Source organism: Massilia sp. Dwa41.01b (assembly GCF_014171775.1).
Taxonomy (GTDB): Bacteria; Pseudomonadota; Gammaproteobacteria; order Burkholderiales; family Burkholderiaceae_D; genus Telluria.
Genome location: NZ_CP050454.1, coordinates 4,717,228 through 4,732,393 on the forward strand (window position 1 = coordinate 4,717,228; position 15,166 = coordinate 4,732,393).

General features: G+C 65.4%; 16 protein-coding genes and 2 pseudogenes. 12 read left to right on the forward strand and 6 right to left on the reverse strand.

Annotated elements, in window-relative coordinates; translation table 11 throughout:
• Nucleotides 1–20: 20 nt before the first annotated feature.
• From parC to G4G28_RS21705, 5 genes are all read left to right on the forward strand, one after another.
• A complete protein-coding gene (parC, locus tag G4G28_RS21685; RefSeq protein WP_182989888.1) occupies nt 21–2,348 on the forward strand; it encodes a DNA topoisomerase IV subunit A in 2,328 nt (775 codons plus the stop codon).
• A gap of 270 nt (nt 2,349–2,618) precedes the next feature.
• Nucleotides 2,619–2,951 carry a winged helix-turn-helix domain-containing protein gene (locus tag G4G28_RS21690; protein WP_182989889.1) on the forward strand — a complete coding sequence of 111 codons (333 nt, stop codon included), beginning with the start codon at nt 2,619–2,621 and terminating at the stop codon, nt 2,949–2,951.
• Nucleotides 2,952–2,971: 20 nt separating this feature from the next.
• On the forward strand, nt 2,972–3,217 hold the full coding sequence (locus G4G28_RS21695) for a hypothetical protein (RefSeq protein ID WP_202033696.1): 246 nt from the start codon (nt 2,972–2,974) through the stop codon (nt 3,215–3,217).
• A gap of 46 nt (nt 3,218–3,263) precedes the next feature.
• Complete coding sequence (locus tag G4G28_RS21700; protein ID WP_182989891.1) at nt 3,264–3,686, forward strand: hypothetical protein; 423 nt, start codon at nt 3,264–3,266, stop codon at nt 3,684–3,686.
• Between the two features lie 26 nt (nt 3,687–3,712).
• Entirely contained in the window at nt 3,713–4,447 is a 735-nt protein-coding gene (locus G4G28_RS21705; protein WP_229425253.1) for a DUF4386 domain-containing protein, read from the forward strand.
• A gap of 61 nt (nt 4,448–4,508) precedes the next feature.
• Here the strand turns inward: G4G28_RS21705 and G4G28_RS21710 are convergent, their stop codons facing one another.
• Nucleotides 4,509–5,018, reverse strand: coding sequence for a hypothetical protein (locus G4G28_RS21710; protein WP_182989892.1), 510 nt, complete (start codon nt 5,016–5,018; stop codon nt 4,509–4,511).
• Nucleotides 5,019–5,192: 174 nt separating this feature from the next.
• On the reverse strand, nt 5,193–6,608 hold the full coding sequence (locus G4G28_RS21715) for an IgA Peptidase M64 (RefSeq protein WP_182989893.1): 1,416 nt from the start codon (nt 6,606–6,608) through the stop codon (nt 5,193–5,195).
• Nucleotides 6,609–6,757: 149 nt separating this feature from the next.
• On the opposite strand from G4G28_RS21715, the gene G4G28_RS21720 reads away from it, so the two are divergent.
• Complete coding sequence (locus tag G4G28_RS21720; protein ID WP_182989894.1) at nt 6,758–7,804, forward strand: alpha/beta fold hydrolase; 1,047 nt, start codon at nt 6,758–6,760, stop codon at nt 7,802–7,804.
• A 10-nt stretch (nt 7,805–7,814) separates the two neighbouring features.
• Here the strand turns inward: G4G28_RS21720 and G4G28_RS21725 are convergent, their stop codons facing one another.
• Nucleotides 7,815–8,219, reverse strand: coding sequence for a rhodanese-like domain-containing protein (locus G4G28_RS21725; protein WP_229507770.1), 405 nt, complete (start codon nt 8,217–8,219; stop codon nt 7,815–7,817).
• 90 nt (nt 8,220–8,309) lie between these two features.
• Between G4G28_RS21725 and ftrA the strand changes: the two are divergent.
• From ftrA to G4G28_RS21740, 3 genes and pseudogenes are all read left to right on the forward strand, one after another.
• Nucleotides 8,310–9,271: pseudogene (gene ftrA, locus G4G28_RS21730) on the forward strand (transcriptional regulator FtrA).
• A 197-nt stretch (nt 9,272–9,468) separates the two neighbouring features.
• Complete coding sequence (locus G4G28_RS21735; RefSeq protein WP_183108503.1) at nt 9,469–9,795, forward strand: excalibur calcium-binding domain-containing protein; 327 nt, start codon at nt 9,469–9,471, stop codon at nt 9,793–9,795.
• A 284-nt stretch (nt 9,796–10,079) separates the two neighbouring features.
• On the forward strand, nt 10,080–11,003 hold the full coding sequence (locus tag G4G28_RS21740) for an ABC transporter ATP-binding protein (protein WP_182989897.1): 924 nt from the start codon (nt 10,080–10,082) through the stop codon (nt 11,001–11,003).
• Here the strand turns inward: G4G28_RS21740 and G4G28_RS28645 are convergent.
• From G4G28_RS28645 to G4G28_RS28655, 3 genes are all read right to left on the reverse strand, one after another.
• On the reverse strand, nt 11,000–11,281 hold the full coding sequence (locus tag G4G28_RS28645) for a hypothetical protein (protein WP_229425255.1): 282 nt from the start codon (nt 11,279–11,281) through the stop codon (nt 11,000–11,002). The genes G4G28_RS21740 and G4G28_RS28645 overlap by 4 nt on opposite strands.
• Nucleotides 11,282–11,446: 165 nt before the next feature.
• Nucleotides 11,447–11,599, reverse strand: a complete 153-nt coding sequence (locus G4G28_RS28650; protein ID WP_229425256.1) for a hypothetical protein — start codon at nt 11,597–11,599, stop codon at nt 11,447–11,449.
• Nucleotides 11,600–11,722: 123 nt separating this feature from the next.
• A complete protein-coding gene (locus G4G28_RS28655) occupies nt 11,723–12,055 on the reverse strand; it encodes a hypothetical protein (RefSeq protein ID WP_308601276.1) in 333 nt (110 codons plus the stop codon).
• On the opposite strand from G4G28_RS28655, the pseudogene G4G28_RS29475 reads away from it, so the two are divergent.
• The 3 genes and pseudogenes from G4G28_RS29475 to G4G28_RS21750 all read left to right on the forward strand — a co-directional run.
• Nucleotides 12,036–12,383: pseudogene (locus G4G28_RS29475) on the forward strand (ABC transporter permease); the annotation flags it as partial. The gene G4G28_RS28655 and the pseudogene G4G28_RS29475 overlap by 20 nt on opposite strands.
• A gap of 289 nt (nt 12,384–12,672) precedes the next feature.
• Entirely contained in the window at nt 12,673–14,592 is a 1,920-nt protein-coding gene (locus G4G28_RS28665) for a M1 family aminopeptidase (RefSeq protein ID WP_308601279.1), read from the forward strand.
• 83 nt (nt 14,593–14,675) lie between these two features.
• Nucleotides 14,676–15,146, forward strand: a complete 471-nt coding sequence (locus G4G28_RS21750) for a hypothetical protein (RefSeq protein ID WP_182989898.1) — start codon at nt 14,676–14,678, stop codon at nt 15,144–15,146.
• The last annotated feature ends 20 nt before the right edge of the window (nt 15,147–15,166 follow it).

Consider the following 15,166-nt stretch of genomic DNA (forward strand, 5'->3'; position numbering starts at 1 on the left):
ACGAACGAACAAACTGAACTATGACTACCCAAGCAAACCTCTTCGAACAAGCCGCCGAGCCGGCCGACGACATCGAAACGCTGACCCTGTCGACCTTCGCCGAGCGCGCCTATCTCGACTACGCGGTCTCGGTGGTGAAAGGACGCGCCCTGCCGGACGTCGCCGACGGCCAGAAGCCGGTACAGCGCCGCATCCTGTACGCGATGAACGAACTCGGCCTGGGGCCCACTGCGAAACCGCGCAAATCGGCGGCCGTGGTCGGCGATGTGCTCGGCAAACTGCACCCGCACGGCGACCAGTCGGTCTATGACGCCCTCGTGCGCATGGCCCAAGACTTTTCGCTGCGCTACCCGCTGATCGACGGCCAGGGCAACTTCGGCTCGCGCGACGGCGACGGCGCTGCGGCAATGCGCTACACGGAAGCGCGCCTGACGCCGATTTCGCGCCTGCTGCTCGATGAAATCGACATGGGCACGGTCGACTTCCAGCCCAACTACGACGGTTCCACCAACGAGCCGCGCACGCTGCCGGCACGCCTGCCGATGGTGCTGCTCAACGGCGCCTCCGGTATCGCGGTGGGCATGGCGACCGAGATCCCTTCGCACAACCTGCGCGAAGTGGCCGAGGCGGCCGTCGCCATGATCCGCAACCCGAAGATCGCGAACGCCGAACTGATCACCCTGATGCCGGGCCCGGACTTCCCCGGCGGCGGCCAGATCATCACGCCGGCGTCAACGATCGCCGACATGTACGCCAGCGGCCGCGGTTCGCTGAAGGTGCGCGCGCGCTGGAAGATCGAAGAGCTCGCACGTGGCCAATGGCAGGCGGTCGTCACCGAACTGCCGCCGGGCACCTCGGCTGCGCGCGTGCAGCAGGAAATCGAAGAGCTGACGAACCCGAAGGTCAAGCTCGGCAAGAAGACGCTCACGCCGGAACAGATCGCGCTCAAGCAGACCATCCTGAACGCGCTCGACACGATGCGCGACGAGTCCGGCCGCGAAGCCGCCGTGCGCCTGGTGTTCGAGCCGAAGTCGAAGAACCTCGACCAGAACGAATTCATGCTGCTGCTATTGGCACATACCTCGCTCGAGACCTCGACGCCGATCAACCTGGTGATGATCGGCGGCGACGGTCGTCCGCGCCAGAAGGGCCTGGCCGAGATCATCCAGGAATGGATCGACTACCGCTTCACCACCGTCCGCCGCCGCACCGAATTCAGGCTGGACAAGGTCAACGACCGCATCCACATCCTGGAAGGCCGCGAGATCGTCCTTCTGAACATCGACAAGGTGATCGCCATCATCCGCAATGCGGACGAGCCGAAGGCGGCGCTGATGGAGGAGTTCCGCCTGTCCGCGATCCAGGCCGAGGACATCCTGGAAATCCGCCTGCGCCAGCTGGCACGCCTGGAAGCGATCAAGATCGAGCAAGAGCTGTCGCAGCTGCGCGGCGAGAAGGAAAAGCTGGAAGACATCCTGGCCAATCCGTCGACCATGAAGCGCACCATCATCCGCGAGATCGAGGCGGACGCGAAACAGTTCGGCGACGCCCGCCGCACGCTGATCGAAGAAGCGCAAAAGGCCGTGGCCGAGCAGAAGATCATCGACGAACCGGTGACGGTCATCGTGTCGGAAAAAGGCTGGGTACGCGCCCGTACCGGCATTGGCCACGACCCGGCGCAGTTCACCTTCAAGGCCGGCGACTCGCTGCTTTCTTCCTTCGAATGCCGCACGGTCGATTCGCTGGTCGGTATCGGCGACAACGGCAAGACCTATTCGGTGCCGGTGGCCGCCCTGCCGGGTGCGCGCGGCGACGGCGTGCCGATCACGACCCTGGTCGACTTGTCGGGCGGCGTCCGGATCCTGCATTATTTTGCCGGTTCCGCCGACACGCGCCTGCTGCTGGCGACGTCCAATGGCTTCGGTTTCATCTCGAAGGCGGGCGACATGGCCAGCCGCCTGAAGGGCGGTAAATCCTTCATCACGCTCGACGACGGCGCCCTGCCGCTGCCGCCGCGCGTGGTGCTCGACAGTGCTGGCGCGATCGCCTGCCTCTCCGGCAATGGCCGCGTGCTCGTGTTCGGCATCGACGAGATGAAGGTACTGACCAATGGCGGCCGCGGCGTGACGCTGATGGAACTCGATCCGAAGGAGCAGCTGATTGCTGCCCAGCCGATCAGCCAGAAAGGCGTGAACGTCATCGGCACCTGGGCCGGCTCCAAGCCGCGCACGGTGGAGCTGTACGCATCCGGGCTGGAACCGCACTTCGGCAAGCGCGCGCGCAAGGGCAAGCCGCTGTCGCAGAAGCTGAAGGCAACCGACCTGGCGATGCGCTCGACGGGGGAGTGATTGGTGGCGTAACGCGCAGTGAATGAATGCCGGCCTTGTGCCGGCATTTTTTTGCACTGCCAATCCATGGTTATTGCCGACTGCGCGGCACGCACCGGATCGATACCGCGTGGGCTCGGGGCGCCCACCCTACGAACTGCGCGGCACGCACCGGTTCCATTCCGCGTGGAGTCGGGACTCCACGCGGTTGTACCTACGCACAGCCGGACACGAAGCACTCATCCATAAAATAGACTCGACACGCTTTCACATGTCAGATATTGTTTACACATGAAACAACAACTGGACAAACTGGATGGCGATGCCTTGCTGGCCGTGCTGGCGGCCCTGTCCAATCCGCACCGGCTGCGCATCATCGCGGCGCTGCAGGCGGGCGGGCGCAACTACGTGAGCCAGCTGGCGCGCGAACTCGGCATGAGCCGCCCGCTCCTGCACCTGCACCTGCAAAAACTGCAGGAGGCCGGCCTGGTCGTGAGCCAGCTGGAACTCTCGCCCGAGGGCAAAGCCTTGAATTTTTTTGAAGTAAATCCCTTCGACCTCGCATTGACGCCCGCCCGGATCGCCGCGGCTGCCCAATCCCTGACCAACAACATCAACGACTAGAGACCGCCATGAAAGAACATGTGTACCTGCTCACGCTCGCCATCGCCTTCGGCACCGTCATCCTCGTGTTTGGCATGCGCGCCTACGCTTCGGTGCAGCAAGCCAAAGCCCGCATCGCCAGCGAAAACAGTTATCGCCTCGCCGCCGAAAGCGCGGCCGCCGCCCAGGCAGAAACGGCCGCGGCGCTGGGTGCCATCCAGGCATCGCTGCTGGACATGCAGACGCGCATGGCGTCGGTCGAAAAACTGCTGAAAGACGTCGGATAAGCCCCTCGAGCACGCCCCCCTGCAAGTCCTTTCAAAGGAGTCCGCCATGCCCGCCGTTTCATCCTTGCGCCTGAACCTGCTCCGCGCCCTGTATCTCCTGATCGCCGTCGGCCTCGGCATCGTCGTCTGGCCCGGCGTCATCCGCCACGAGCAACCCTGGGAGCTGATGCAGGGCTTCGTGAACTGCATGCTGGCCGCCTTTGGCGTGCTGTGCGCGCTGGGCGTGCGTTATCCGCTGCGGATGCTGCCGGTGCTGTTGTGGGAACTGCTGTGGAAAGCGCTCTGGCTGCTTGTCGTCGGGGTGCCGGCACTGCGCGCGGGACCGCTGTCGCCGGCGATGGCGGAAAATTTGTTCGCTGTCGGCCTGGTTGTCCTGATCCCGCTCGCCCTCCCGTGGCGCTACGTGATCGCGACCTACTTCAGGGGCCCCGGCGAGCAGTCCCTGCGTGCTGGCGCTGCGCCCAATTGACGCGGCATCCCGAACCGGATCACTCCATGCCGAACTCCCGCCCCCTGCCGCACCAGATGCCGATCCAGGCCTGGGCCCGCTTCGCCGGAATCTTGTACCTGCTCATCATCGTCATCGGCCTGTTCGGTGAAACAGTGATCCGCGGGACGCTTGTCGTGACGGGCGATCCGGCCGCGACGGCGCAGCATATCCTGGCGACGCCGTCGCTCTGGCGCCTGGGCATCGCGGCCCAGGATCTGCTGCTGATCTGCGCCGTCGGGCTCACTTTCACCTGCTACCTGCTGCTGCGCCCGGTCGACAGGAACCTGGCGCGCCTGCTGGTCTGCTTCGCCTTGGTGTCCCTCGCCGTCGAGAGCATCAGCGCGCTGCACCTGCACGCGGTGCTCACGCCCCTGTCCGATGCCGCTTACCTGAAAGCCGTCGACCCGCAACTGCTGTACCTGACGGCCTACCAGTCCATCGTCGCGCACGCCCATGCCTTCGGCCTGGCCCTGATCTTCTTCGGCATCGAATGCCTGATCGCCGGGCACCTGATCCGCAAGTCAGGGTTCTTTCCGAAGTGGATCGGCGTGCTGATGCAGCTCGCGGGGGCAGGCTATCTCATCAACAGCTTCAGCATGATCCTCTCGCCAGCCCTGCAAGCGCTGCTGTTCCCTTTCATCCTGTTGCCCGCACTCGTCGGCGAGAGCGCGTTCTGCCTGTGGCTCCTGCTCAAGGGCGTCGACGGGGCGGCCTGGGAGCGCAGGGCCGCAGCCGCCTGAGCGATCCACCTCCCCAAAAAAATGCCGGCTCGCGCCGGCACATTTTTGTGGCAGGACCCGATTACTTCCTGGCCGCAGCCTTGTGCACGTCGGCGGTGGCTTCGGCGCGGACCTGCTCGGTCCTGGCGGCGGCCTGCGCCTTGTCGGCGGCGGCATCGACCTGGGTCTTCAGCGATTTCTCGTCAGCCTTGATCATTTCCTTCTCGGCCTTCAGGTTCGCTTCCGACACTTTTTCCTCGGCCTTGGCCATTGCCTTGGCGCGGTCTTCCGGATCGGCCCTGGTCACCTTCTCGGCGGCGTTGGCGTGGGCCTTGACGGCTTTCGCATGGGCCCTGGCTTTCTTTTCCTGGGCGTCGGCGACGGCCTTGGCGGCCTTCTCATCGGCCTTGGAGGCGGTCTTCATTTCCTTCGCTTCGGCCTTGGCGACATCCTTTTCCGCACGGGCTTCGGCTTTCACGACGGCTTCGCTGGCGGCCGGGGTGGTGGTGGCCTGGGTGACGGTGGTCTGGGTTTGCGCGCAGGCGCCGGTGGCGAGGAAGGCGGCGATCAGGGTGGCGAGCAGTTTGTTCATGATGTCTGTCCTTTCGGTCTATGGTGGGCTGCGGAACCGTGTCCGCATGCTGTGTTTAACTTTTTGTTAAGTACAGGTCCAGAATAGGCCGCGGGGTGAGGTGGGTCTGTTCGTCACCACACAAACACTCGTTGCGTTACATCAAGTTACAAAGATTGCATCAATTGCCTACGGTCAGCGTTTGGCTGGACCGGCGTACAGGTCGATGATGTCGAGGATCCCGTCCGCGCAGACCGGGCAGAATGCCTCGCTGCGATCGAACATGATGCATTGCATCGCCGGGCGGTAGTAGCCGCTGGCTTCGTAGTTCGCGCCTTCGAAGGCGCCGATGGCATGGCGATGGGGCTGCCGGTCGAACAGGGCGCGGGTGGCGGCCAGGTCTTCGCGGAACAGCGCATCCATCTCGCTTTCGGGCCGGTTCTGTTCGCGCAGCGCGGCGCGCCGTTTCTGGTAGGCCCGCGAGCGCTCCTCGTACTGGGCTTTCGGCCACGGCGTCGGCAGGGGCGTCCCGGCCTGCACGTGGCGCTTCCACTTCAGCTGGGCCGGGTCGCGCAGCGCCGTCACGTTCGGCTCCCAGGGTTCCATGCGCGTGCTGCTGGCGGCATAGGCCACGGGCGAGGTGTAGTACTCGTCGGCCAGGCCGGCAAAGTGGTGGCCGAACTCGTGCACGAACAAATAGTTGGCCCAGGCATTGCCGGCGGCGGCCGTGCTGAACTGGCCGAAGATGCCGCCGCCGCCATAGGTTTCGTTGTTGACCAGGATTTCGATGAATTCGTAGGGCGCGTGCTGGGCGATGTTGCGTAGCGCCCGGTTGTCCAGCGCCAGCACATAGCGTTCGCTGCCAAAAATGTCGTAGCGGGTGCCCAGGTTTGAGGCATGGTGCACGCCCGTCGAGGGGCGCGACACGCCCGACGCTTCGGTCGGCACGGCCAGCGCCCAGACGTTGAAGTCGTTGGCGCGCTCCTTGAAGGGCGAGACCGAGAACAGGTGCTTCGCCAGGCGGCGCGCATCCGCCTCGAACTTCGCCATTTCCCTGGCGGTGTAGCCGTCGCCGAGGATCAGCAGGTCGACTTTCTGCGGCGACGGTCCGCTGACGTGCACGGGAATCGGCTTCGCCACTACCGCCGGCTGCTTCCTCACCACATCCGGCGCATCGGTATCGATCTCGATACTCCAGGCCACCGAAAACGCATTGCGCTCGTCGCGCTTGAGAATGCGCACGCGCACCGGGCGGTCGGGCTTGGGAAAGCGCACCGATTCCTGGAAGCTGCGGCTGATTTTATTGGCCTCGTCGGTCGTGCGCCACTCGCCGAAGATGGTGGAAAAATCGCGCGAATAGAGCAGGTCGCCCGTCTTCGCATCGGCCACTTCGACCCGGTTCTGGCCGCGGTTCGTGTTGTCCAGGCTGCGCGTGGTGTCGCCTGGCCAGGGCAGCGGCTCGATCGCGACCTGTTCCAGCGCATAGCTGTCGCCGAGGGCATTGCCGCTGTGGGCGTAATCGACGCGCACGGTGGCCGGTTGCGCGGCGTGGGCAAGGCCGCCCATGAAAAGGCAGACAGCAAGAAGCAGGCGCGGAAAGAAGCGGGGCATGGCAAGTCCTCGATGGAGTCGATCCCGGCATTGTAATCCTGGCACAACAGCAATGCCTGCCCTGCCGATGCATATCCGATCCTTGTTGACGGCCCATGGCAGCCGATAGATGATTGTCAGTCAACAATAACGACAATGACCGGAGACCGATGAAAACCCTGTCGAGCTTGTTTGCAGGCGCCCTGCTGGCGCTCCCCTTCGCCTGCGCCGCGGCCGAGACCGCCCCGGCCTGCGCCAGCGCCCGACAGCGCGTGGATGAACAGGGCTTCGTCCGCATCAACGGCATCGAGCAGTGGATCACGATGCAGGGCGACAGCTGTGCCAATCCGGTCATCCTGGTGGCGCACGGCGGCCCCGGCAATCCGCTCAGCATCTACGACAAGGGGCCCTACCGCGCCTGGGAAAAGGATTTCACGGTCGTGCACTGGGACCAGCGCGGCGCCGGCATGACCTATGGCCGCAACAAGCCGGCCGACGACGAAACACTCACCGTGGAAGGCTTGCGTGACGACGGGCTGGCGGTGGCGCGCCACGTCGCTGCGCGCCTGGGCAAGCGCAAATTGATCCTGATGGGCAGTTCCTGGGGCTCGGTGCTGGCCGTGCACATGGCCAAGGCCAGCCCCGGGCAGTTCTGCGCCTACCTCGGCACGGCGCAGGTGGTGGCGCAGCGCGAAAACGTCGATGGCCATGCCAGGCTGATCGCACTGGCACGCGCCGCCGGCGATACCGAGACGGCGGCCAGGATCGAAGCGCTGGGCCCGCCGCCCTGGACCAATCCCCGTTCCTTCGGCATCGAACGCAAGGCCATGCGCAAGTACGAGGCGATGCGCACCGACCCGATGCCGCGTAGCTGGAGCGAACCGGGCGCGATCCATGCGACAGCCCAGGCCCAGGCCGACTACGAAGCCGGCGAAGATTACTCCTTCCTGCAGTTCGTCGGCATGCGCAATGACGGCATGGCGGCAACGATCGACCTGTACCGCCTGGGCCCGGACTTCAGCCTGCCGGTCTACCTGGTGCAGGGCAGCGAGGACCTGTTGACCACGGCCGCCGTCACGCAGCGCTATTTCGATGCCCTCCAGGCGCCAGTCAAAAAGCTGGTGGTGGTGCCGCGCGCGGGCCACGACCCGAACCTGCCGATGGTCGAAGCGCAGGCACGCCTGCTGCGCGACGAGATCCGGCCGCGTTGCCTGTAGGGACAGCGCCTCACGCGGTATCCGCGCGGGCAAGCGCGAAACCCTCGTCGACCCAGCCGGTGACGCCGCCCACCATCAGCTTGACCGGCCGCCCCAGCTTCGCCAGCCGGTAGGCGCCGCGGTGGGCGCCGTTGCAGTGCGGTCCCGCGCAGTAGACGACGAACAGCGTCGCGTCCGGATAATCGCGCAGTTTGACGTCGACGATTTTTCGCTGCGGCAGGTTGATCGCACCGGGCACGTGACCTTGCGCGAACAGTTCGGGGCTGCGGACATCGAGCAGGACGAAATCCTGCTGGGCGCTCGACATCGCGCCGAACACGTCGGCGCAATCGGTCTCGAATTCGAGCGCCGTGCCGAAGTGGCAGGCGGCGCGGTCGGCGGATGCGGCGGGAACGGCGCTGACGGAAGAGCTCATCGGTTTCTCCTGTGAAGTGAGCAGCCAGTGTGCCCTGCCCGCGGCCAGGCCGGCAGATCGATCCATGACAGAAATTGGTAACATTGCGCCATGCCCCACCACGTCGCCATCCTGGCCTACGACGGCCTGTGCACCTTCGAATTCGGGTGCGCCATCGAACTGTTCGCACTGCCGCGCCCCGAGCTCGGCGTCGCCTGGTACAGCCACGCCGTCTGCGCCGCCGAGGCGGGCCCGCTGCGCGCCATGGGCGGCCTGACGGTGCAGGCGCCGCATGGCCTGGAAGCGCTTGCCGACGCCGACACGATCGTCGTGCCGGGCTGGCGCGATGCCGCCGAAGCGCCGCCGGCGCCGCTGGTCGCGGCCCTGCAGGCGGCGCACGCACGCGGCGCGCGCATCTGCGCGATCTGCTCCGGCGCTTTCGTCCTGGCCCACGCCGGCCTGCTCGATGGGCGCAGGGCGACCACGCACTGGCGCTACCTGGAACGTCTCGGCAGGGAGTTCCCGCAAGTGCGCATCGATCCCGGTGCCCTGTACGTCGAGGACGGCCGCGTGGTGACCTCGGTCGGCTCGGCGGCGGGCCTCGACATGCTGCTACACGTGGTGCGCAGCGACTTCGGCGCCGCCATCGCCAACGGGGTGGCGCAGCGGCTGGTGATTCCGGCGCACCGCGACGGCGACCAGCGGCAACTGGTAAAGCGCCCCCTGCCCGCCGAAGACGCCAACGCGATCGCACCGCTGATGGACTGGGTACGCGAAAACATCCGCGCCGGCCACACGGTGGCCTCGATGGCCGGGCAGGCACGCATGGGAACGCGCACCTTCCAGCGCCGCTTCAAGAGTCGACCGGCCTGGCGCCGCTGGCCTGGCTGGTGCGGGAACGCATCGGCCTGGCCGCGCGCCTGCTGGAGACGCGGCCGGCACTGGCCATCGACGCGGTGGCCGACCTCGCCGGCCTGGGGTCCGCGGAATCGCTGCGGCGCCACTTCCGCACCCATGGCCTGCCTCCGCCCGGACGCCTGCGCAGGCGCGACCAGCCGGCACAGCGCGCCTGACACGCGCAAGCGACGCTGCATGCTCTTTGATGCACAAAAGAAATAACTATTGCACAACAGGCGTTATACTCCCTGCATGCCTGCATATCGTCAGGCCTGCTCATGGGGATTCAATGCCGGACAAACACGGATATGCTGGCGGCTTGCCGGGAGCGCCGGCTGCTGCGACACCGCGCCTGCACCTGCTTGTTGTATGCATGGGCTTGAGCCTGCCCGGCGCGGCTTTCGCGCATGGCGGGGGCCTGAACGCCCACGGTTGCCACACCAACCACAAGACCGGCGACTACCATTGTCACCGCGGCACCTCCCGGCCGCCGCCCATCCCCCGTTTATACACCGATGCTTCCCGGGCCGCGCCGCAAACGCCCGCCCCACCGGCCGAGCCGCGCGCAGGACGCCCATTTGCGAACTGTGCGCAAGCGCGCGCGGCCGGCGCCGCCCCTGTCCGGTTTGGCGAGCCCGGGTACGCACGCCACCTGGACCGCGACCACGACGGAATCGGCTGCGAGTCCTACCGGCGCTAACGCCGCACGCCCTGCCGCCCCAGTGCACGGGACCCCACTTCGGCCAGGCCGTCCGAGCGTGGCCTCGCAGGCAGCGCCAGGCCGCCCCTACCGATTGGCATCGCCTCCTGCGATGCCGCATGCATATTCCCGGGAATCCGCCTTCCACTCCCGATTTCGCGCAGTCTGTCACAAAATGCTGACATTGCTTTTCATTAACTGTAGATTGTCAGGGAGGAAATAATTCCCGCCGCCCGCTTCCATAAAACAAAAGGGCAAGCCGTCCACACTCCTGGAGAACACCGATGCTATCGATCAAGCAGCTCAACAAGACCTATGCCAATGGCGTCAAGGCCATCAACAATGTCAGCCTGGAGATCCCGAACGGGATGTTCGGTCTCCTCGGGCCCAACGGCGCCGGCAAGTCCTCGCTGATGCGCACCATTGCGACGCTGCAGGAACCCGACAGCGGCAGCATCCATTTCAACGGGCTCGACGTCCTGCAGAACAAGGAAGCGCTGCTGCGCCAGCTCGGCTACCTGCCCCAGGACTTCGGCGTCTACCCGAAGGTCAGCGCCGAAAAGCTGCTGAACCACTTCGCCGTCCTCAAGGGCTTGACTGCCAAGGGCGAGCGCAAGGAAGCCGTGGAAGCGCTGCTGCACCAGACCAACCTGTGGGATGCGCGCAAGCGCGCCCTCGGCACCTATTCCGGCGGCATGCGCCAGCGCTTCGGCATCGCCCAGGCATTGCTGGGCGCGCCGCGCCTGGTGATCGTCGACGAGCCGACCGCCGGCCTCGACCCGGACGAGCGCAACCGCTTCCTCAACCTGCTGGCCAAGATCGGCGAGCAGGTCGTCGTCATCCTCTCGACCCACATCGTCGAGGACGTTACCGACCTGTGCCCGCGCATGGCGATGATCGCCAAGGGCACCGTGCTGCTGCAGGGCGAACCGCAGGCTGCCATCGACACGCTGAAGAACCGCGTCTGGCGCCGCACCGTCAGCCAGGAAGCCCTGGCCGAATACCAGCAGCGCTTCAACGTGCTGTCGACCCGCCTGGTGGCGGGGCGGCCGCAGATCAACGTGTATGCCGAGTCGCAGCCGGACGACGGTTTCACCAGTGTCGAGCCGGACCTGGAAGACGTCTACTTCCTGCAGATCCGCAATGCCAGCGGCGGGGGCGCGAAGGTCGCCGCCGCGGCAAGCGATGCGCAAGCGGCCGTCGTCTAAGGAGCCGGCATGTTGAAAGAATTCTTCAGCTTCGAACTGGGCACCCAGCTGCGCCAGCCCCTGCTCTGGGTATGCGCGCTGATCTTCGGCGCGCTCGCCTTTGCCGCCACGACCACCGATGCCGTCACCGTTGGCGGCGCCATCGGCAACGTCAACCGCAACGCGCCGCTCGTCGTCGCCCAGCTGCTCGGCGTCTTCAGCCTGATGTCGATGTTCGTCGTCACCATCTTCATGGCCGGCACCGTGCTGCGCGACAGCGAAGTCGGCATTTCCGACATGCTGTTCGCCACCCCGATGAAGAAGCACGATTACCTGGCCGGCCGTTTCGCCGCCGGGCTGGTCGCCTGCCTGGTCATCTTCGCCGTCATCGTCCTGGGCATGATGCTGGGACCGCAGATGCCCTGGGTCGACACCCAGCGCGTCGGGCCCTTCCCGGGCGGCGCCTACCTGTGGTCCCTGGCCGTGATCGTCGTGCCCAACCTGTTCTTCATCGGCGCCCTGCTGATGCTGCTGGCCTCGACCACGCGTTCGATCATGCTGGTGTACGTCGGCGTGCTGGCCCTGTTCGTGCTGTGGGTGGTGGCCGGCAAGTTCACCTCGAACCTCGACAACGAATGGATCGCCGTCCTGACCGACCCCTTCGGTATCCGCGCACTGGGCCGCGCCACGCGCTACTATTCCACCGCCGAGGCCAACGCCGGCCTGCCCGCCTTTGGCGGCTATATCCTCGCCAATCGCGCGGTGTGGGCCGCCGTCGCGCTGGGCTTGTTCGGCCTGACCCTGGTCCTGTTCAAGCCGCAGCGCGCCGGTACCGGCAAGCGCCTGTTCGGCAAGGCCAGGCTGGCCGCTGCCGCCGCGCCGGTGACGCAACCCGTCGCGCTGCCGCGCATCGAACCCCGTTTCACGCGTGCGACGCGCTGGAGCCAGTGCTGGCACATCTTCGCTTTCGATGCCACAGCCGTGTTCAAGAGCGTGCCTTTCCTCGTCATGCTGCTGATCGGCGTGCTGAACATGTTCGGCGCCTCGACCCAGATGGGGCAGATGTTCGGCACCGACGTCTATCCGATGACCCACCTGATGGTGGAACTGCTGAGCTCCAGTTTCACCTTCATGCTGCTTATCATCGTGACCTTCTATGCCGGCGAGCTGATCTTCAAGGAACGCCAGGTCAAGATCGCCGACGTCGTCGATGCCATGCCAGTGCCGAACTGGGCACCGCTGCTGGCCAAGAGCCTGGCGCTGGTTGGCGTGGTGCTGGCCTTCATGCTGGCGGGCGTGCTGGCCGCGATGGCGATCCAGCTGGTGCGCGGCGGTGCGCCGGTCGAGCTGCAGCTGTATCTGAAGGGCGCGCTGATCGCCGGCCTGCCGTTCATTTTCATGGCCCTGATCGGCGTGGTCGCGCAGGTCGTCACGAACAACAAGTTCATCGGCTACCTGTTGATGATCCTGCTGATGGTGTGGCAGATCGTCGCCGGCATCCTGCATTTCGACCACAACCTGTACAGCTTCGCCGGCCTGCCGGGCGCCCCCTACTCGGACATGAACGGCTATGGCCACTTCCTCACGGGCTGGGCCTGGTTCGCGCTGTACTGGACCCTGTTCACCGTGGCGGCCCTGATCGTGGCCCAGGCTTTCTGGGTGCGCGGCCTGTCGACCGACTGGCGCACCCGTGTGCGCCGCCGGCCGCCACCTGACGGGACCGCTGGGCGTGGCGCTGGCCGCCTGCCTGCTTGCCTTCGGCGGCGTCGGCGGCTGGATCTTCCACAACACGAATACCCTGGCACGCTACGAAGCCAAGGATGTGACGATGGACAAGCAGGCCCTGTACGAAAAAACCTATCGCAAGTACAAGGACCTGCCGCATCCGAAGATCACGGATATCCGCGCCGCGGTCGACATCTATCCGGAAGAGCGCCGCGTACGCATCAAGGGCAGCTACGTCCTGCAGAACAAGACGAACCAGCCGCTCGACACGCTGCGCCTGCAGTTCAACCCCGATGTCGAAAGCACCCTGTCGGGGCTGCCCGAGCACAAGGTCGAGCTGGACGACAAGACATCCGGCTTCCGCATCATCAAGCTGGCGCAAGCCCTGGCGCCGGGCGCCCGCATGCCGCTGGACTTCGTCATCGACGTGCGCCACCCGGGCTTCTCGAACGGCGGTACGCCCGACACGGTCAACCTGAACGGTACTTTCTTCAACAACCGCGAGTTCTTCCCGTCGATCGGCTACCAGAACGGCTTCGAGCTCACCGACCGCAACGAGCGCCGCAAGCGCGGCCTGGGCGAACCCGAACGCATGGCCAAGCTGGAAGACCAGGCCGCCCGTGCCAACACGGCCTTCGGTGCCGATGGCGACTGGATCAGTTTCGACACCGTCGTCTCCACCAGCGGCAAGCAGATCGCGCTGGCGCCCGGCTACCTGCAAAAGTCGTGGCAGGAAAACGGCCGCAACTACTACCACTACAAGATGGACCAGAAGATGCTGCCCTTCTTCGCCTACCTGTCGGCCGACTGGCAAGTGAAGAAGGCCGACTGGCACGGCATCCCGATCGAGATCTACCACGACCGCAAGCACGCCTACAACGTCGACCGGATGATTACGGGAACGCAGAAGTCGCTGGACTATTTCACGACCCAGTTCACGCCCTACCAGCACAAGCAGGTACGCATCCTCGAGTTCCCGAACTACAACAGCTTCGCGCAGTCGTTCGCCAACACGATCCCGTTCTCGGAGTCGATCGGCTTCATCGCCGACCTGCGCGACAAGGAAGACATCGACTACGTGTTCTACGTGACGGCCCACGAAATGGCGCACCAGTGGTGGGGCCACCAGATCGCTCCCGCGAACGTCCAGGGCGAAACCATGCTGGTCGAATCGCTGGCGCAGTACTCGGCGCTGATGGTGATGGAGAAGGAATATGGCCGCGACAAGATGCGCCGCTTCCTGCGCTACGAGCTCGATCGCTACCTGAGCTCGCGCGGCGGCGAAAAGATCGAGGAACTGCCCCTGTACCGCGTGGAAAACCAGGACTACATCCACTACCGCAAGGGCAGCCTGATCTTCTATCGCCTGCGTGACGAGATCGGCGAAGAGGCACTCAACCGCGCACTGAAGCGCTTCGTGCAGGACAAGGGTTTCCAGGAGGCGCCGTTCACGACCTCGACCGAACTGCTCGACTACATCCGCGCCGAGGCGCCGGTTGCCAAGCATGCGCTGATCGCCGACATGTTCGAGAAGATCGTCTTCTACGATAACCGCGTCCTCGAGGCCAGGGCGAAGAAGCGCGCCGATGGCCAGTGGGACGTGACGATGAAGCTGCACCTGGCGAAAATGGAAGCCGACGGCAAGGGCAGGGAAACGCCACGCACCTACGACGAGCCGGTGGAGATCGGTGTCTTCGCGCGCGCCAAGGGTGCCAAGGAACAGGACGAGCGCGCGCTGCTGCTGGAAAAACGCGTCCTCACGGGCGAGAACCCGGTCGTGACCATCACCGTCAAGGAGCAGCCTTTCGATGTCGGCGTCGATCCCTACAACAAGATGATCGACCGCGTGTCGCGCGACAACCGCAAGGAAGTCACGGTCGACTAAGCGCTGTCGTGGGATGACGGTGGGCTGCCGCGCTGCGCTCGCGCGGCAGCCTTTTTCTTGATGCACCTTTCGAAAGCCGCTCCATGACATCCACGACGTTTTCCACCGGCCGGCCCCTGACCGTCCGGCTACGCAGCCACACGATTGCCGCCTGGGCCTGCATCGCCATCTTCCTGGGCTGCAGTGTCGCCGCCTTCCTCGCAGGCCAGTACGGCCCGTCCGCCTTCTTCTGGGTCTTCATCGCCCTGGGCGCCTACATCCTCGTGTCCTCGGGCAGCTTCGAGCTGGACGAAGATGGCATCGGCCACCGCAACACGATGGGGCGCTACCGCATGCTCTGGCGCGACGTCGAGCGCGTCGACATCGGCGTCCAGGGCACGCTGGTCCTGTACGGCGACGACATGCGCTTCGTCGTGGCGCCGGTGTCGGCGTGGTCGGGGCAGGACAGGGACGCGGCCTTCGCGCTCCTGCGGCGCAAGATGGAGGAACGTGGGCTGGAGCCCCGGACGAGCCATTTTGGCGACTACAAGGCGCACAGGAACGTGAAGCGTTGATTACGCTGGAACCGTCCGTC